Raw genomic sequence first — 19,514 nt, 5'->3', positions numbered from 1 at the left:
TGCTTAAATAAATGGAAAAATGCGAACTGGTGAGCTTGTACTCCTCCCTTTTCCCATCCTCCTTTCTCCTCAATACACTAATAAGTGTATAATTGACATTTCATACTGCAATACTATCACTTTTTTCTGAAAATTTTGCAGCATAAACAAAAAGAGGAGCAGATTTAATTTCTGCTCCTCTTGGAATAAGATTTTTCAGGAATGTTCTCAGAAGAACTTCGCGCGGCGATCTTCGATTTTGGCGTTCTCGCGGATCGCTTCATTTACCAGGTACGACATCCGGCTTTCCAGTGACTGGGTCAGCTGCGTTTTATACTGGGTGAAGTCTGCAATTTTCGGAGCATCTGTTTTGTTGCCCAGTTCCATGATGAATACACCGTTTTCGCCGGTGAATACACCTGATTTTTGTCCAGCCTTTAGACCAAATGCTTTTCCAAGTGCAATCGGATCAAAACCTGCGCTGGTCAGGAAGCCGGTAGCCAGTGAAATGTCGTTGGCAGATTCGACCAATGCACCTGCACCGTATTTCTTCGCGACTTCTTCCAGTGAGCCGGTAGCGCCTTTCAGCTTGGCGGTAATTTGCTCTGCCTTGATCTGGTTACGTACTTTGGTAGTCAGTTCGTCGCGGAAATCGTCCACTTTTACATCTTTGGCATCTGATTTTCCGGTTAGGACAGCCACTACATATTGTTCTTCCGTTTCGAAAACAGGGGAAACATTAGAAGTTTTTGTATCGTCTTTAAATGCCCATCTCACGATTTCTCGTGCATTCTGGATCGCATTGATATTGGTAGCAGATTCAGGGATACGATTGGCAGTCGCGAGAACCAGCGCTTTGTTTTTCTTAACCGCTTCTTCGAATTGTTCTCTGCTTTTTACGGAATTAGCAAATTCATCAGCCTTTCTGTAAGCTTCGTCGCGGGTAGCCTGGCTAGGCGCTATCGTTTTGCCGATCGCGGCAATGCGGTACAGCGTATTGGATTTGGTGGCTGTTACCTTGATAATATGGAAACCAAACTGGCTTTCCACCAATCGGGGAATGAGGCCGGGAGCGGTTGCCGAGAAAACAGCGTCTTCAAATGGTTTCACCATTGCGCCGTTGTTCTGGAAGTAATTCAGGTCACCACCGCGCTGTGCAGATCCCGGATCTGCGCTGGATGTTGCCGCCAGTGCTTCGAAGTTGGCGCCCGCCTTAATCTGCGCAAGGATGCCCTCTGCTTTCACCCGGGCTGCCGCTTTCGCTGAATCCGATTGGTTTTCGGCACGGATCAGAATATGGCTTGCACGGGCAGATGAAACCGTGTCGGACCTGGTTCCGCCGTATTTGTAAATGTAGTAAGTGTTGCCTTCACGATAGGGGCCGTATACACCGCCTGGTACGAAGGTTTTTACCGCTTCTTTCAACTGGTCGCTCATGGTGGCGTACGACTGGTTGATCGGCATCGGAATATCCGTATTCATGGCAGCGAATGCAGAGTCGCTTTGCGCGGTAGCAAGGCCTCTCGCCAGTTCTTTAATTTCAGTGTACAATGCCGAGCTGTCATCTTTCGCAGGCTGTACCGGGAATGTCACATATTCAACCGAGCGGGTATCTGTGCCTTTGTACTCTTTGCGGTGAGCGCCCAGGTATTCTTCCAGTTGTGCGTCGGTAACTTTAATGGTAGTATCAACAACCGAGAAATAAGGTACATACAGGTAACGCAGACTGGCTTTGGTATTCTGTGCTACGTACTCCTTTTCGGCCTGTGCTTTCGGGGTGTAGGTCGAAAGTCTCAGCATGTTCTCGTATTTGGCGCGTGTGCGTTCTTCACGAAGGCTTTTTTCGAAGTTCTCCCAGGACTTCTGCTGTTCGAGGGGAAGCGTTTTGAGGTTTTTCAGATAATTGATCACCGCGTTCTTGTCGAAACGACCGGTGGTAGGATCTGAAAACGCTTGAAGTATCGAGGGGCTGATGTGGTTACCCTGAACCATGTCGTACAGTTCTTCGTCGGTTACCGAAAGTCCCAGCTTGTCGTATTGTTTTTTATAGGCAATATCCACAACGAACTGGTTCCAGGCCTGATCGCGCAGGGAAGCGAGTTCATTCTCGTTCAGGCTGCGGCCCGACTGGGCTTCATAATTCTGACGAAAACCGTCCACCCGGCTTTGAAAATCTTTGATATTAATTTCTTTCCCGGCAATCTCTCCCACGACCTGGTTGTTATTGCCCCCGAGCATTGAATTTGGGCCCAGCAGGTCGCCTCCAACCATAAAAAGAATTAAACTGATAGCGATAACCGTGACGGCTATCCCGGATTTTTCTCTGATTTTGTTAATTAAAGCCATTTTCTCGATTCAAATTAGTGCGCAAAATAAAATCTTTTCTTGATGGAATGCAAGCGCTTACAACCCATTTTACAATTATTGGCGACATCCGGACGTTGTGCGGCCGGGCAGTATGAGCGAAGGGCAGGATTTCCTGCTTAGTACATGTGTTTCAGGTTGAAAGCGTACAGGATTGCCATGACAGCACTGAGAATGACCCCTGCCATCGCTGTGATAACCCCGAGCCACCCGCCGATCAGCAGGAGCGGGGCTGCAAAGGCAACGCCAATCCCGGCCAGGTACAGGTAATACCCTTTTCTTCGGAGGTTCCACATCAGATAGGCTGCATAGAGCGATAATGATTCGAAAATGAGCATGATAATGGCGCCTGTCCGGATGGAGTCGGCCGTGGTCTGGTCAATGACAGCCTCAAACATCGCATCCATCGTTTTGGCTTCGGCCGTTTGTTGCTGCCGGTCGAGATTTTCACGGACAGCCTCAAACGTTTCTCGGGTTTTGTCTGCAGTGATGCCGGGATTCCAGAGTCTTTCGGATTGGGTCCAGAGTCCTGAAACGGAGCTCATGAAGGTGAGAAAACACAAAACGGTCAGGAACGTCGGACGATTCACAATAGCACTTATTCAGTTGAAAATAGATCAGAAGTTTCTGATCAGCGATGTAAAATTTGTCGTTTTCGGTGAAAACACCAAAGGCATTTGAATATTCTTCCGACGGGTATACATTTGTCGTTTTTTAATCCAATAAAAACTCAAACATTCTAACAGACGATACTTATGAGCCTCCAGATTCTGACTGATCGCATTAAAAATATCCTGGGAACCGAGAGCGGACTGGATGCCACAGCCAAATTTGTAACCGACGAAGGTATCGTGTTTGTCGACGGGAAGTCGGTGCCCAACAACGTATCGAATGCGGATGAGGATGCGGACTGTACCTTTGAGGTGTCGGTAAAAAATGCCCTGAAACTCATTGACGGTGACCTGAATGCGATGATGGCCCTGATGACCGGAAAGCTGAAAATCGATGGCGATATGGGTGTTGCCATGAAAATCGCGGAAACCTTCGGACGCCGATAGTAGTCTTTCATCCCGGACGCCTTTTTCCCGATACCATTCAGTATTTCAACAAACGATTATACATTCATGGATCATCAGGAAAAGGCATCCGGAAATTCTATCAGGCGCAGGGATTTCGTAAAAGCCGGGGCATTGGCGGCCGGCAGTTTGATGATTGTTCCCCGACACGTGCTGGGCAGAGGTTATATTCCCCCGAGCGACAAGCTCAATATTGCCGCGGTGGGCTGTGGAGGCAAGGCCGACGTGAACATCCGGCAAGCCTACAACAACGGAACTGAAAATATGGTCGCGCTATGCGATGTCGACGACCGCCAGTCCGAAAAATACCGCAAACAATTCCCTAACGCGCCGTACTATAAGGATTATCGTAAAATGCTCGAGAAGGAGGCCAGGACAATCGATGCCGTCCTGATTACCACACCCGATCACATGCATTATCCCGTAGCCATGGCCGCAATGGAGTTGGGAAAACATGTATATGTGGAAAAACCGTTGACTAAGGACATCTGGGAAGCCCGGATGCTGACCGAAGCAGCTAAGAAATTCAAAGTGGTAACCCAAATGGGCAACCAGGGCAGCAGCAGCGACGGCACCCGGCAAACCGAGGCGCTGGTGCAATCCGGCGCGATAGGGGACGTGCATACAATCGAGGTGTGGACGGACAGGCCGGTCTGGCCGCAAGGCGTAAAGTCGCCGAAAGATAAAGGCGAAGCACAGCCCGTACCCGCGGGCGTGGATTGGGACCTCTGGCTCGGGACAGCTCCCAAACGCGACTACCATGAAGCTTATATGCCGTTCCGCTGGCGCGGTTACTGGGATTTCGGGACCGGTGCGTTAGGCGATATGGGGTGCCACTTTATCGATGTTCCGTTCCGCGCACTGAAACTGGGGTATCCGACGTCCGTCGAATGCAGTGTCGGGTCTGTTTACGCCGACTTTTTTCAACAAGCCTTTTTTGACGATGTGTGCCCGCCCTCGGCGAATATTCACCTGAAATTTGCTTCCAAAACTGCCGGTAAGGAGATCAGCTTCAACTGGTATGACGGCGGAATGCGTCCGCAGCTACCCGATGGCTGTGATTATAGGACCGTTTTCGGCAGCGTCGACGGCGGAATCCTTTTTATCGGAACAAAAGGAATTATCAGCGCCGAAATGTTTGGCGAAAACCCAAGACTGTGGCCGGAGAAAAAATTTGAGAATATAAGGATCGCTACTAAGCCGCGTGCTTTGGTGCAGGGCAGCTGGGAGGGACATCAGCAGCAGTTTGTGCAGGCTTGCAAAAAGGGATATGGCGCATATACCAGTTCATCGTTCGACCAGTCGGGGCCACTGACGGAGATTGTATTGATGGGAAACCTGGCGGTAAGATCTTATCTGTACAGGGAGGCAAAAGCCGACGGCAAAGGATACACTTTCCCGGGAAGGCAGCGGCTGCTTTGGGATGGTACCAATATGAAAATTACCAACTTCGATGTGGCCAACCAGTTTGTGAAAAGGCAATACCGGACGGGCTGGTAGGCGTTTGCGAAGTGTTCATGCCACCCTGAGCACAGTCGAAGAGCGTCGTGCGTGATACCCTTCGACCGCCGGGCGGCCCCGTGCACTCGGGGTGACAGCACGTTTCACAATTCCAGTTCCCGCAGGTACATCTGGATCGTATTTTCCAATCCTATGTACAATGCGTCACAGATAAGGGCATGGCCAATGGACACCTCATCGAGCCAGGGAATGCTCTGTTTCAGGAAATGCAGGTTGTCTAGGCTGAGATCGTGGCCTGCATTGAGTCCCAACCCCACTTCTCTCGCTTTTTCGGCAGCCTTCACAAATGGTAACACGGCTTTTTGGCGGTTTTCAAAATAACCGGCAGCAAATGGTTCTGTGTATAGTTCAACACGATCGGCACCGCATATTTTCGCGCCTTCCACCATTTCTTCGTCTGGGTCGACAAAGACGGAAACCCGGATGCCGGCGGATTTGAATATGCCTACGAGATCGGTCAGTTGGGCGCGGTGTGTGACTGTATCCCATCCTGCATTGGAAGTGATGGCGTTCAGCGCATCCGGAACCAGCGTTACCTGATCGGGTTTGTTGGCCAGAACGAGCTCCACAAACTTCTTTTCTGCGGGGTTTCCTTCGATATTGAACTCTGTCGTCACAACTTCCCGTAAATCATAAACGTCCTGGTAGCGGATATGCCGCTCGTCGGGACGCGGATGTACCGTAATACCTTGTGCGCCGAACCTCTCGCAGTCCAGCGCTACTTTCAGCACATTAGGGTTGTCGCCGCCGCGGGAGTTACGGAGTGTTGCGATCTTGTTAATGTTAACGCTTAGACGGGTCATGCGGGATGTTCAATTTTGGATGAGTGAATAATGGAATGACTGAATGTGTGAATGAATTTTTGAATGATTGGATGCGAGATTGTGACTTTTGAATCTTGGCAACGAGTTTTCAAGCGAATTACTAACTTTGCCGGTCTGTTACAAATTTAGCATTTGAGTACATAAAAACACTTTTGACGCTAATTTTTGACCTAAATCAAATATAAAGAACAATAAATGACCGAATGACAATATCTGACTAACACGGACTAAACATTCAGTCATCGCTCTGGCGACCTGGTCACTCATTCAATCATTCAAAATTAAACTAACATGTCTCTAAAAACCCAAGTAGAATCCGGCATTAAGGACGCGATGCGTGCAAAGGATCAGGATACGTTACGTGCTTTGCGCGCCATCAAGTCGTTGATTTTATTGGAAGAAACCAAAGGCGGTGGCACCGGTGAGCTTTCTGCTGACGATGAACTGAAACTTTTGACCAAAGCTGCCAAGCAACGCCGCGAGTCAGCTGATATTTACAAAACGCAGGGTCGCCCGGATTTGCTTGAAAAAGAAGAGGCCGAACTGGCGGTGATAGAACAGTTTCTGCCTAAGCAACTCACTGAAGACGAGGTAAAAGCAAAGTTGCAGGAGATCATCGCCCGGGTAGGTGCAGCTGGCCCCTCAGATATGGGTAAGGTCATGGGCGTTGCTACCAAAGAACTTGCCGGACAAGCCGAAGGACGTGTAGTATCTACCCTGGTTAAGGCATTGCTCGCATGAAATTATTGGATGTTCTCATCCTTCTTCCCCTGCTTTGGGGGGCATTGCATGGTTACCGCAAGGGTTTATTGATCGAAATCATCGGTATTCTGGGTCTTGTGGTAGCCATGGTTTTGGGTTTCAAATTCCTTGGGTTGGGGATGGAAGTCCTTACGCCTTATTTCAGCGAAGGAGTTGCACGGAAAGTCCTGCCTTATGTAGGGTTCTCTGCCATTTTCTTCCCTACCATTTTTCTCCTCAACCAGTTCGGCTACACGATCCGGCGTTCATTGCGCTATTCGATCCTCGGGACTTTCGATAGTTTTGCCGGGGCAATGGTGGGTGTTTTTACCTGGGTTTTTGGGATCAGCGTGTTTTTCTGGCTGGTCGACGCCATCGGGGTGAAGATCCCCTCGCACCGTACCGACGACACCTATCTTTACCCGCTTGTTGTGCCCGTCGCTCCTACGGTTATTACCAAAGCATTGTCACTAATGCCCAAAGGCACGGACGTGATCCGCGACTGGAAACGGGATTACCTCGACGAGTGAACTTTCAAATTCCCGGACGGGTTAAGCTTTCATTGTTGATTTTCAGTACTTTTGCAGAAAAATTGGTTGAATGCCCCGTGTGTTTGACAGAATGATAAAAAAATGACCACCTTACAACACAAGCAGGACATCCGCAAATTCACCATTGACCAGATCAAGAGCTGGATGACGGAGCACGGGGAAAAAGCTTTCAGGGCAAAACAGATTTATGAATGGATCTGGAAAAAATCGGCCCATTCATTTGACGAAATGACCAATCTTTCGCTGGCTACCCGGCAGCTGATGAACGAACACTTCGTGATCCATTCACTGGATGTAGCCAAGCAGCAGCAAAGTAATGACGGGACGATCAAGTCGGCATTCCGGCTGTTCGATGGGAACCTTGTGGAGGGTGTACTGATCCCCGCTACCGATCGGATGACCGCCTGTGTAAGCAGCCAGGTAGGCTGCTCGCTTACCTGCAAGTTTTGTGCGACGGGCTACATGGATCGCAAGCGGAACCTGGACGCCGGAGAGATCTACGACCAGGTAGTGGCCATTGCGCGACAGGCAGAAGGCAGTTTCAATGCGCCTTTGACCAACATTGTATATATGGGAATGGGGGAGCCGTTGCTGAATTACACCAATGTTCTCCAGTCCATCGAATATATCACTTCCCCGGAAGGGCTTAATATGTCGCCCAAGCGCATTACGGTTTCGACGGCTGGCATCGCAAAAATGATTAAAAAGCTGGGAGATGACGAAGTACGTTTCCGGCTCGCATTGTCGCTTCACGCGGCCAATGACGAAAAGCGGAACCAGATCATGCCGATCAATGAGTCCAACTCGCTCGATAACCTGGCGGAAGCATTAAACTACTTTTACAGGAAGACCGGCAACCGCATTACTTTCGAGTACATTGTGTTCCAGAACTTCAATGACACTTTGCAGGATGCCAAAGAGCTCTGGGAGTTTACCAAGCGTGTTCCTGCCCGTGTGAATATCATCGAATACAACCCCATCGCCGAGGCTGCTTTTAAGAACACTGAGGCTGATAAGCTTGATAAATTTGCTGCATTCCTGGAAGACAGAGGGGTTACGGTGCATGTCAGGAGGAGCCGTGGCAAGGATATCGACGCTGCTTGCGGGCAACTTGCTAACAAAGAAACAAACTGAGTTAAACCCGGCTTAACAATTTCTTAACATTGCATCGGCCGAGAATAAGTAGTTTTGTGCCAATAAAATCAACCTATATACTTCTTTTATGTTTGGTCTGGAAACCGACATTTTTATCCTCCTCGCTTTTAGTATCCTAGCGGCCTGTGCATTTGAGTTTGTTAATGGTTTTCATGATACTGCGAACGCGGTTGCAACGGTGATCTATACCAACTCCCTGAAACCCAATGTAGCAGTGATTTGGTCAGGCTTTATGAACTTCTGTGGCGTGTTTTTCGGCGGGATCGCGGTGGCCATGGGGATTGTGAACCTGCTTCCCGTAGAGCTGCTCATCGACCAGAATGTCTACCATAGTGCGGCCATGGTTTTTGCGCTGCTGTTCAGCGCTATCATCTGGAACCTGGGTACCTGGTATTTTGGTTTGCCGAGTTCCAGTTCCCACACGCTTATCGGCTCCATCCTTGGGGTAGGGCTCGCATTTACACTGATGCCTGAAAATACGCAAGGCACAGGGGTCAACTGGACCAAGGCCGAAGAGCTTTTCATGTCGCTTTTAAGCTCCCCGATCTTCGGATTTGCCCTGGCAATCATTATTATGTTTATTCTGAGGAGGTCGTTGTCGAAGCAGCTTCGGGAAGTTGTTTTCAGCGAACCCAAAAAGAATGAAGCGCCTCCGATCTGGATACGCGCCATATTGATCACGACGTGTACGCTTGTGAGCTTCTTCCACGGCTCGAATGACGGGCAAAAAGGAGTGGGCCTCGTGATGCTGATCCTGATCGGTATCGTTCCGGCACATTTTGCGCTCGATAACTCCAAAGATCCTGTTGAAATGAAAGCCGACCTGATCGGTATCGAACAGGCGGTAGGGCGCATTGATTCCAGCCGCCTTTCCATTTCCGATCGTCATCATCTGAGCACGATCAAGGCGGAGATAGCTACACTTCAGGCGCAGATCAGCCATCCCATGCCCGAGCACCGGTTGCCGAAAGAGCAGCGAATGAATGCACGTCGTTCCTTGCTTCTCATCAGCCGTAATACCAAAACGATCCTGGATAATGGCCAGGCTAACCTGAATGCGGCCGATATGGCATTTCTGAAAAAGCAATCGGGCGGCGAAGCGGGTATCCGACGATATACCGATTATGCTCCGGATTGGGTTATTCTGATGATCTCACTTTCCCTGGGGCTCGGTACGATGGTCGGTTGGAAGCGGATTGTAGTTACGATCGGGGAGAAGATCGGTAAACAACATTTGACTTATGCACAAGGAGCATCGGCGGAGTTGGTGGCCGCAAGTACCATAGGTGTATCTTCTTACATGGGGCTGCCAGTTAGTACGACCCACGTGTTGTCTTCCGGTATTGCCGGGTCGATGGTGGCGAGCAAAGGGGTTAAAAACCTGCAAGGTGGTACGATCCGTAACATCGTGATTGCGTGGGTTCTGACTTTGCCGGTAACGATGCTGCTGTCGGGTACACTTTACGCGTTTTTCCGCTGGATTTTCTGACAGATCCACTTTTACGCATATCGAAAGCCGCCGGGAATATTCCGGCGGCTTTCGTTTTATGGTGCCTGGCGCACTTTCTTTGCTTTTCATTGGTTTAATATCGTAAATTCGGCATGGATTTTTAATATCAAATAAAAGCCAATTATTCACCATAATGACTACAATTGAAGCGCAGGTTAACCGCTACGGTTATGTGACGGAGGCGATTGCAGAAGACATTGATCTGGTTGCGGAAATCAACCGCCTGAAAAAGGAAAAGAATGCAGTGATCCTGGCTCACTATTATGTGGATGCAGAAATTCAGGACCTGGCTGATTATATCGGCGACAGTCTGGGCCTGTCCCAGCAGGCAGCTGCCACGGATGCTGACATGATCGTTTTCTGCGGCGTACATTTTATGGGTGAAACAGCCAAGATATTGAGCCCGGGCAAGAAGGTCGTTATACCTGACCTGAATGCAGGCTGCTCTTTGGCTGATTCGGCACCCGCGGATAAATTTGCGGCATTCAAAGCCCAGTACCCCGACCATATCGTGATCAGCTACATCAACTGCTCGGCAGAGATCAAAGCATTGACCGATATTGTCTGCACGTCTTCGAATGCATTGCAGATTGTCGAAAGCCTGCCGAAAGACCAGAAGATTATTTTTGCACCGGATGCTAACCTCGGCAGGTATGTGGCACATAAGACCGGACGGGATATGGTCCTTTGGGACGGCGCCTGTATTGTGCACATCGATATTTCCCGTGAGAAGTTGAAACAACTTCGTGACGAAAACCCGGACGCATTGCTGATCGCTCACCCGGAATGTAAGGAAGACATTCTCAAACAGGCTGATTTTGTCGGTTCAACGACGGGTCTTCTGAAATTTGTGAAGGAATCCGAACACGACAAATTCATCGTAGCGACCGAAGCGGGTATCCTGCACAAGATGAAACAATCGGTACCCGATAAAAAGCTGATCCCGGCTCCCGGTTCCGACAATAATACCTGCGCATGTTCGGAATGCCCGTATATGAAGATGAACACGCTGGAAAAGGTTTATAATGCATTGTATTATGAGCAACCCGAAATCTTCGTACCCGAGGATATCCGGCTAAAAGCCTATGATTCCGTTGCACGCATGCTGGAACTGAGCAAAGGCATCTGACACCGATTTAACCCTGTTTTTTGAATTATGCCCCAATTTGATTTTCTGATTATCGGTTCGGGAATTGCCGGACTGAGTTATGCTGCCAAACTAGCCCGCCATTTCGATGAATTGAAGCAGGAAGTTTCCATTGCCGTTATTACAAAAGTGCAGGCGGATGAAACCAACACCAAGTATGCGCAGGGAGGGATTGCGGTAGTTTGGGCCGAGTCGGACTCGTTTGAAAAACATATTCAGGATACAATGGATGCGGGGGATGAGGTGAACAAGCGGAATATTGTGGAGATCGTCGTGCGTGAGGCGCCTTTACGCATTCAGGAGCTGATCGATTATGGCACCCGCTTCGACAGGGAAAAGGGCGGCGAGTACGACCTGGCAAAAGAAGGCGGGCATTCCGACCACCGGATTTTGCATTTTAAGGATATTACCGGTGCGGAAATCGAGCGCGCATTGCTCGAAGAGGTCAATCGCCATAAAAGCATCGAGATTTTTACGCATTACTACGCGGTCGAGCTGATTACCCAGCACCATCTGGGAGAAACAGTTTACCGGTATCAGGAGGATATTAAGTGCTTCGGCGCCTATGTGCTCAACAGGCGCACAGGCGAGGTCGAGAAATTTTTAGCTAAAACCACATTGCTCGCAACGGGTGGAATAGGTAATATTTACCAGAGTACAACCAACCCGACGATCGCGACCGGCGATGGCATTGCAATGGCCTATCGCGCCAAGGGTATTTGTGACAATATGGAATTCATCCAGTTTCATCCCACGAGTTTCTATCAGCCTGGCCAAAAACCTTCGTTTCTGATTTCAGAGGCCGTCAGAGGTTTTGGAGGAATACTGAAACGGGCCGACGGCAGTACGTTCATGGAAAACTACGACAGCCGCCTTTCCCTGGCACCGCGTGACATCGTTGCACGCGCGATTGACTCCGAGATGAAGAAGAACGGGGTTGACCACGTGTATCTGGATGTGAGGCACTGCGACTACGAAAAGTTCCTCGAGCATTTTCCGAATATCACTGAATACTGCCTGCAACAGGGAGTCGACGTGCGTAAGGACATGATTCCGGTCGTACCAGCCCAGCATTATATGTGTGGGGGAGTCCGGGTGAATGAGTGGGGAAAAACAAATATCGATTTCCTGTATGCGGTAGGAGAATGCGCATGTACCGGCTTGCACGGATCGAACCGGCTGGCGTCCAATTCATTACTGGAAGCAGTCGTTTTTGGGCATCGGGCTTATGAAAGTACTGTTGCCGGATTTGAGAATGCGGTTGTCCCCAACAATATTCCCGAGTGGGACGATTCGGGTACTACGCACCCCGAAGAGCAGGTACTGGTCACGGAAATGACCCGGGAACTCAATAGTATCATGTCCAATTACGTCGGTATCGTTCGTACCGACCGGCGTATGAAACGTGCCTACGACCGTCTGGAACTCCTGCACCAGGAGCACGAAGACCTTTACAAGGAATCAAAAGTATCGGTCGCGATATGTGAACTCCGGAATATGATATCAGTGTCTTACCTGATTATCAAAATGGCAATGGCCCGACGCGAGAACATCGGGCTGCACTACAATGCGGATCACGTTGCGTAGGTTGAACGACTAGTTTTGGGCCAGTACATTGCGATCTTTGCGTGTAATGGCCCTTTTCCAGATGTTTTCTCCAATCTTCAGGCCCAGATAGGTCCCTTCCTCTACGCCATCCCGGTAATGGATTCCGCCATACACACGGCTGATTGACGCGTCCCAGTAAGCTTCTTCAAAAGACTTGAAGGATTTTACGCCATGACCATATTTTTTCTCTGTGGTATCCGTGAATGCGACATTCTTTCCGATCAAATGGGTTAGAACAGCACCGCAGGCCGCTGAGATGGAACTGTGCCCGCTCACATATTCAGGAAATGCAGGTGTCTCCAGGAATGGGCGCCAGTTGGGGTCCCAGTTGTTATTGATCACGGTCTCTGGTCTGATCCGGACTGTCCGGTACTTTTCATCCCAGCACGCAATGAATGCATCGTAAATCGAAAGTGCTCCGAGTGTGTACGCCTCGGTAGCCTGCATCAGATTGAGTTTTTTGTCGGTGGTGACTGTGCGGATAATGGCGAGCCAATGGCCTGCCGGCGTCATTTTTTTATTGGCAAACATGGCGTGGCCAACGACGTTGGTCACAAAAGCGTTATCGTCCCAGAAGTAAGCGGTCGCCTTCTGGTCTTCGGTGAGCCCCTGGCCTATATGATATACCTCCATGGCCAGTTCCATGAATTTACTGTCTTTTGAGAGGTCATATTTTGCCGGTGGCGGACAACGGAACTGTGTCACGGAATCCAGCGCGAATGTTCTTACAGTATTCCACATCGGTTCGCAGGCGTCGGCATAAGCGGGGGGAGTAGGGACCCACGTCCCTGGCTTATTGGTCACCGTATAGCGATAACCGCGAATCTCTTTATAGTGGTCCTTGGCCGCGTATGCCATTATATGCTTCGCTACGGTGTCGCCGTATGCAATGGAGCGTTCATATACGTCCTCAGGAATACCCATATCCTGATATTTTTTGAAAAGCTTCTTTTCATAGTCATCCCACATATTCCCGGAAAAAGTGAGCGTTCTGCCCACAACTGTAAACGCCTTGATACTCGCCAGTGGAAAGCAGTAGGCCAACGAGCTGTCTGGCCTTGGGGGTAGATTGAACTTAACAAGTTGATTACCAAGTGACTGGTATTCCGGGTAGCCGGGAGTAAGTGCCTCGTAAGCAGCCAGAAAGGAATACCCGTAAATGCGGCTGGCAACAGGCGGTTTGAATATATCGTGAATGATGACGTCGGTCAGATGTGTGGCTGTTTCATGGAACAGCGCCGGATCCGAAGCCTTCGCATTGTACTCTTGGGATGATAACTCTTTTTTACATCCATAGAGAAACGGAATGATCAACAGGGAGAGTAAACGGAACTTCATTCGGTATCGCAGAAAATTGTAACTGATATAGTCGACGAATATAACAAGAAATAGGAATTTGATGATAATTCTGTACAAAAGAATGATTTATTGTAACTTATATATTACTAGATGATAAAAATTGTTCGTTAGGTGCTACTATTTATTGTTATTTTTTAAGAATGCATATTCTTTAACCGGGAAGTCTTTTTTTTGTTAAAAAATTAATATCTTTTTGTACAATCAAACGAGTATATCACCACAATTAGCACTTATCCTACATAGTCATGTAGTATTTGAATTTAATTGTGTGCGATGTACACAGTCTGAAGGCCTAAGCTCTGTTCGATGAAAGTACTCACCTAACTGTTTCCCTACTGTATGTTAAAATTCTCCTAGCTACAATTTTTAATCGCCAGCACCGATTTTCGAAACGAAATCCAGTCTGACTCTACGTTCCGTGCTTATACGGTTAAGCAAACATTCTTACTACAACTACAATCTAACTATTAATCTATGAGATTTTCTACTGGATGGACGCCTCGTGCTGTATCACGAAGTGTTTTTTCTCTTTGTCTGGCCCTGGTGACGGTCATGGGAGCATTTGCCCAGAACACCATCAAGGGTAAGATCAAAGATGAGCAAGGACAACCGCTACCCGGGGTAAGCGTTGTCGTGAAGGGAACAACCTCAGGTACAGTAACTGATAACGAAGGACTTTATACGGTAACTGCCGAGAAAAACGGCACATTGGTTTTCTCCTTTATCGGTTATCTCACGCAGGAAATACCTGTCGGAGGCAAGAGTGTCCTGGATGTAATCCTGATTTCCGACACCAAAGCACTTGAAGAGGTGGTCGTGGTAGGTTATGGTACCGCCAAAAAGGCGACCCTTACCGGTTCCGTAACGGCCGTAAAAGGTGCTGAGCTCCAAAAGGCTCCGGCTGCCAACTTATCCAATACGCTGGGCGGACGTCTGCCTGGTATTTCAGCCGTACAATCCAGCGGTGAGCCAGGATACGACGGTTCTGCGATCCGCATCCGTGGTACCAACTCCCTGGGTAACAGCAATGCGCTGATCGTCGTGGATGGTGTGCCTAACCGTTCCGGCGGTCTCGACCGTATCAACCCTGCCGATATTGAAAGTATTTCGGTACTGAAAGATGCTGCGGCTGCAATCTATGGTTCGCGCGCCGGTAACGGGGTTATCCTGATCACCACGAAACGTGGTAAATCAGGCAAACCACAAATTTCTTACGACATGAACCTGGGTGTGTCTCAACCTACCCGTACACCTGAAATGTCGAATGCAGCGGAATATGCGACCATCCGTAACGAATTGCAGATCTACGACAACCTCCCGGTGGGCGAATGGCAAGGTGCTTTGCAAGGCTTCAATACAAACGGTTCTTATAAAAGGATCGACAACGGAAACGTGATCAATGCGGTGTTCAACCCGGACGACATGCAGAAATTCCGTGACGGATCAGATCCTTATCTCCACCCGAATACCGACTGGTACGGCTCTGTGATCCGGAAATGGGCACCTCAGCAACGTCATAACCTGCAATTGACAGGAGGTAGTGAAAATATCAAATACCTCGCGTCTATCGGGCACATTAACCAGGATGGTTACTATGTAAATTCTGCAACGGGCTACAAGCAATACGATATGCGTGTGAACCTGGATACGAAGATCAACAAGTATATCACTGCAAACCTTGGTGTTACCCTCCGCGAGGAGTTCCGTCACTTCCCAAGTGGAGGTAACGGCGCCGGAGCGATCTTCCGGATGCTCATGCGCGGTAAACCTACCGAAATCGCGATCTGGCCGGACGGACGTCCGGGTCCCGATATCGAGAACGGACAAAACCCAGCGGTAATCACAACGAACACTACTGGTTACAATAACGACAAGAGAGACTACATCCAGACGAATGGCGGTCTGGAAATCCAGATTCCCGGTGTGCCAGGTTTAAAAATCAATACAATGGCGGCTATCGATAAACAGCTGCGTCGTGTTAAGAACTTTGAAACACCATGGACATTGTATTTCTGGGATAAGAAAACCTATGAGGCAGATGGTAAAACGCCGTTCCTCACCGGAACTGTGCGCTCGACTTTCAAAGATCCCCGCCTGACTGAGACTTCGGCTCAGGAATTATCAGTTCAGCTAACAGGACAGATTTCTTACGAAAAATCAGTTGATGGCCACAATTTCAATTTGATGGCGGGTGCTCAGCGTGAAAAAGTAGACGCAGATGGTTTCTTTGCATTCCGCCGTTATTACATCTCACCTGTTGTAGACCAGCTTTTTGCAGGTGGTACTCCTGAGCAGAACATCGGTAACTCCGGTTCGATCACATTGAACGGACAGACGATCAACAACACCGATCTATACAAGAGAGCCCGGTTGAGCTACTACGGCCGTGCCGGTTATAACTTCAAAGAAAAGTATCTCGCTGAATTCCTGTGGCGTGTGGACGGTTCCTATGTATTCCCGAAAGATGGCCGTTTCGGTTTCTTCCCGGGGGTATCGGCAGGATGGCGCATTTCAGAAGAAGGTTTCTGGAAAAACAGCATCTCGCGCTATGTAAACAATGTAAAACTACGCGGTTCATGGGGACAAATGGGTGCGGAACCTTATTTCCTGAATACAGAAACTTTGGCTGAATATCAGTATTTGTCTACCATGGGCTTTGGATCGTACATCATCAATGACCAGGTTGCCAAAACATTGCTGGAAAGCCGTGTAACCAACCCTAACTTTACCTGGGAGGTTGCAAACAACATCAACTTCGGTATCGAGGGTACATTGCTGAACGACAAACTTTCTTTCGAGTTCGACTACTTTGTAAACAACCGTTCCAAAACACTGATTCCAAAGGCTGGTTCTACACCCTCTACCGCTGGTATCGATGGAAAGCTTCCACCTCAAAACCTTGGAAAACTGCAAAATAAGGGATGGGAATTCAAGGTTAGCTACGATGGCAACGCCGGAGATTTCAGTTATTCTGTGAGTGTGAATGGTGGTTATGCCAAAAACAAGATCAAGTACTGGGATGAAACACCAGGTGCTCCTTCTTACCAGAGAACAACAGGCATGCCGTTCAACTCTTTCCTAGTGTACCAATTCGACGGTGCATTCAAGAGCCAGGAAGAAATTGATGCCAACAAAATCGATTACAGCCCGATCACAGGTAACCTGCGCCCTGGTGATATGAAGTTCAAGGATGTCAACAACGATGGTAAAATCAACGGTGACGACCGTATCCGTTCCGAAAAAGTGTCACGTCCATGGTTTACCGGAGGTGCTTCCGTCAACCTGGGCTACAAACAATTTGACCTGTCGATGCTGTTCCAGGGAACGCTCGGAGGGCTTCAAATCGTAGGTCTGACAGAGTCAGGTGACATTGGTAACTACCTGAAATATGACTACGACCACCGCTGGACTATCGACAATCCGACCGATCAGTATCCTCGTCTGACCAACCGTAACAACCGTTACTACACCAACACAGGCCAGGCTGGTATCAACAACTACTTCCTGAAAAGTAACAACTACCTGCGTTTGAAAAACGTCGAACTGGGGTATAACCTGCCATCGGAAATCGGTTCAAAAATCGGGATGAGCAATTTCCGGATCTATGTGAACGGATTGAACCTCCTGACTTTCGACAAAATCAAGGTTTGGGACCCCGAAGCGACTACAAACAGCGGTCAGTACTATCCGCAGTCAAGAGTTATCAGCGCAGGAGTACGTGTAGCATTTTAACGAAACGAAATATGAAATTGAAATATAAAAGTCTATTGCTAATTGCCCTGGTGACCGGAGGACTTTCATCCTGCGATACCGATTTTCTGGATGTGACGCCGCCTACGGAAATTCCGAGTGAGGAAGCGTGGAAAGAGGGTCCCTTGGCAGAAGGTTTTGTGACGGGCATTTATGCAGGCCTTCAACAGGGAGGTTTCAGCGAGCAAATGCTTGCTTCACTCACCGATGAAGCCGTATTTACCCACACGGGCCGTAACATCAACACGGTGAACGAAGGAAGTTTGAGCCCTTCGAACCTGGGTTGGGTGGATGCGACCTATGGTTGGAGCCAGATGTACCAGTACATCCGTGCGGCCAATATCGCTCTTGCGAATCTGCCTACGGCGACATTTACAGACGATGCCCTGAAGGCACGTCTGAGAGGCGAGGCGTACTTTATGCGGGCCTATTATTACCAGCAACTGGTTCGCTACTACGGAGGTGTTCCCATCATCAAGAAAGTATATGCTTTGAACGAAGATTACTCTGTTCAGCGTAATACTTTCGACGAATGTATCAAGCAGATCGTAAGCGATGCGGATAGTGCTGTGCTGTTGCTGGATGGCAAAACGCTGGCAAAAGGTCGCGCAACCAAAGCCGCTGCATTGGCGTTGAAATCGCGTGTCTTGCTCTATGCGGCCAGTGACTTGCACGATATTCCTACTGTCAAAGCCAAATCTACGGTGCTCGCCGCTTATACGAATCCTGAGTTCCTGGGTTATCCGTCGGGTGACCGCAAAGCACGCTGGCAGGCTGCTCAAGCTGCTGCGAAAGCTGCGTTAGATGCGAGTGGCGGCGGCTACAAGCTGAACCTGACAGCCCCAGTAACGGCGGATCAGGGCAAAATCAACTATATTTCGATGGCAATGGCCGGTGCCAGCGCTGATAAAACCCTGGATGCTTCCGGTGCCAGTGAAATTATTTTTGGACGCTATTTTACGCCAAGCCAGAACGAGGGTGCACGGCAGACCGGTTTGAACAATGGCCCGAACGGCTACCACAACTGGGCGGGTAATACACCTATCGGAACGCTCGTGGATGACTATGAAATGATGGACGGAACACCGTTCTCGTGGACTAACCCCACCCACAAGGCCAGTCCTTATGTGAACCGCGATCCGCGTTTATATGCCACCATTATGTTTGACGGGGCAACATGGAAACCACGCCCATCCGACGCAAAAGATCCTGCGAACCAAATCCAGACTGGCGCATATGACCTTCTGGACGACAAAGGCGCGTTGATCAATCGCAAAGGATTGGATACCCGCAGCAGCAGTATTGAAGACTGGAACGGAAGCCGTACCGGTTACTACATGCGCAAATTCATCGACCCGAACCCATCGTTGTACGACAACACCGACCGTCAGAATATCCCCTGGCCGTTCTTCCGGGTAACGGAAATGGCGTTCAATTACATCGAGGCGAGCATTGAAGTTGGTGATGAAGCAATCGCATTGGAATGGTTGAATAAGATCCGTTTCCGTGCAGGTATGCCAGCGCTGAAAGTTTCCGGAGCTGCTTTGAAAGAGGCTTATCGTCACGAGAAACGCATTGAAATGGCTTATGAAGAGCAACGCTACCACGATGCACGTCGCTGGATGATAGCGCAAACCACGCTGGGCCGTCCTCTGCAATACATTAACGTGATCGGGAAGTTTAAGGCGGGTAAATCAATGAAGGAGCCGTATCACTATGATCCGACGGTGTACGACTATACTTACACGCCGGTGGAAGAGAAATCTCATGAGAACCGTACATGGGTGGATAAAATGTACTTCCGCCCGTTCAGCCGTGATGAGATGAACCGTAATGCGAAACTGGTGCAAAACCCGGGTTACGACAAATAGTTATATTTTATTGACTAATTTTACTGAAACTATGTCTTGGCTTACAAGGCATAGTTTC

At 49.0% G+C, this 19,514-nt stretch carries 15 protein-coding genes; 11 read left to right on the top strand and 4 right to left on the bottom strand.

Features of this window, described 5'->3' with window-relative positions:
• Positions 1-207 precede the first annotated feature (207 nt).
• Together BP71_RS12165 and BP71_RS12160 are read right to left on the bottom strand one after the other, a co-directional pair.
• Positions 208-2,325 carry a peptidylprolyl isomerase gene (locus BP71_RS12165; protein WP_496379508.1) on the bottom strand — a complete coding sequence of 706 codons (2,118 nt, stop codon included), beginning with the start codon at positions 2,323-2,325 and terminating at the stop codon, positions 208-210.
• A 137-nt stretch (positions 2,326-2,462) separates the two neighbouring features.
• The gene (locus BP71_RS12160) at positions 2,463-2,888 is read right to left on the bottom strand and encodes a hypothetical protein (protein ID WP_496379505.1); all 426 of its coding nucleotides are present in this window, start codon (positions 2,886-2,888) and stop codon (positions 2,463-2,465) included.
• Here BP71_RS12160 and BP71_RS12155 point away from each other — a divergent pair.
• The 3 genes from BP71_RS12155 (at position 2,887) to BP71_RS12145 (ending at position 4,919) form a co-directional block, all read left to right on the top strand.
• Complete coding sequence (locus tag BP71_RS12155; RefSeq protein WP_496379503.1) at positions 2,887-3,024, top strand: hypothetical protein; 138 nt, start codon at positions 2,887-2,889, stop codon at positions 3,022-3,024. The two genes, BP71_RS12160 and BP71_RS12155, sit on opposite strands and share 2 nt — an antisense overlap.
• Positions 3,025-3,098: 74 nt before the next feature.
• Entirely contained in the window at positions 3,099-3,401 is a 303-nt protein-coding gene (locus tag BP71_RS12150; RefSeq protein ID WP_496379501.1) for an SCP2 sterol-binding domain-containing protein, read from the top strand.
• Positions 3,402-3,467: 66 nt separating this feature from the next.
• A complete protein-coding gene (locus BP71_RS12145) occupies positions 3,468-4,919 on the top strand; it encodes a Gfo/Idh/MocA family protein (RefSeq protein ID WP_496379499.1) in 1,452 nt (483 codons plus the stop codon).
• A gap of 104 nt (positions 4,920-5,023) precedes the next feature.
• Here the strand turns inward: BP71_RS12145 and BP71_RS12140 are convergent, their stop codons facing one another.
• Complete coding sequence (locus BP71_RS12140; RefSeq protein WP_496379497.1) at positions 5,024-5,743, bottom strand: pyridoxine 5'-phosphate synthase; 720 nt, start codon at positions 5,741-5,743, stop codon at positions 5,024-5,026.
• Between the two features lie 312 nt (positions 5,744-6,055).
• Here BP71_RS12140 and BP71_RS12135 point away from each other — a divergent pair, with 312 nt between their 5' ends.
• The 6 genes from BP71_RS12135 (at position 6,056) to nadB (ending at position 12,455) form a co-directional block, all read left to right on the top strand.
• Positions 6,056-6,505 carry a GatB/YqeY domain-containing protein gene (locus BP71_RS12135; RefSeq protein WP_496379495.1) on the top strand — a complete coding sequence of 150 codons (450 nt, stop codon included), beginning with the start codon at positions 6,056-6,058 and terminating at the stop codon, positions 6,503-6,505.
• Positions 6,502-7,035 (top strand): CvpA family protein, encoded by a 534-nt coding sequence (locus BP71_RS12130; RefSeq protein ID WP_496379494.1) that lies wholly within the window; start codon positions 6,502-6,504, stop codon positions 7,033-7,035. Before BP71_RS12135 ends, BP71_RS12130 begins: the two co-directional genes overlap by 4 nt.
• Positions 7,036-7,137: 102 nt before the next feature.
• On the top strand, positions 7,138-8,190 hold the full coding sequence (rlmN, locus tag BP71_RS12125) for a dual-specificity RNA methyltransferase RlmN (RefSeq protein ID WP_496379492.1): 1,053 nt from the start codon (positions 7,138-7,140) through the stop codon (positions 8,188-8,190).
• A gap of 88 nt (positions 8,191-8,278) precedes the next feature.
• Positions 8,279-9,700, top strand: a complete 1,422-nt coding sequence (locus tag BP71_RS12120; RefSeq protein WP_496379490.1) for an inorganic phosphate transporter — start codon at positions 8,279-8,281, stop codon at positions 9,698-9,700.
• Between the two features lie 154 nt (positions 9,701-9,854).
• Positions 9,855-10,850, top strand: coding sequence for a quinolinate synthase NadA (nadA, locus tag BP71_RS12115; RefSeq protein WP_496379488.1), 996 nt, complete (start codon positions 9,855-9,857; stop codon positions 10,848-10,850).
• A 27-nt stretch (positions 10,851-10,877) separates the two neighbouring features.
• Positions 10,878-12,455 (top strand): L-aspartate oxidase, encoded by a 1,578-nt coding sequence (gene nadB, locus BP71_RS12110; RefSeq protein ID WP_496379486.1) that lies wholly within the window; start codon positions 10,878-10,880, stop codon positions 12,453-12,455.
• Between the two features lie 9 nt (positions 12,456-12,464).
• On the opposite strand, the gene BP71_RS12105 is transcribed toward nadB, so the two are convergent.
• The gene (locus tag BP71_RS12105) at positions 12,465-13,814 is read right to left on the bottom strand and encodes a vanadium-dependent haloperoxidase (RefSeq protein WP_496379484.1); all 1,350 of its coding nucleotides are present in this window, start codon (positions 13,812-13,814) and stop codon (positions 12,465-12,467) included.
• A gap of 573 nt (positions 13,815-14,387) precedes the next feature.
• On the opposite strand from BP71_RS12105, the gene BP71_RS12100 reads away from it, so the two are divergent.
• Positions 14,388-17,567: a SusC/RagA family TonB-linked outer membrane protein gene (locus tag BP71_RS12100; RefSeq protein ID WP_496380583.1), complete on the top strand. Its 3,180-nt coding sequence runs from the start codon at positions 14,388-14,390 to the stop codon at positions 17,565-17,567.
• Between the two features lie 11 nt (positions 17,568-17,578).
• Positions 17,579-19,456: a RagB/SusD family nutrient uptake outer membrane protein gene (locus tag BP71_RS12095; RefSeq protein WP_496379482.1), complete on the top strand. Its 1,878-nt coding sequence runs from the start codon at positions 17,579-17,581 to the stop codon at positions 19,454-19,456.
• The last annotated feature ends 58 nt before the right edge of the window (positions 19,457-19,514 follow it).

The organism is Dyadobacter ginsengisoli DSM 21015 (genome assembly GCF_059568735.1).
The sequence above is the reverse complement of the archived record's forward strand: the minus strand, read 5'-3'. Positions and strand labels throughout refer to the sequence as shown.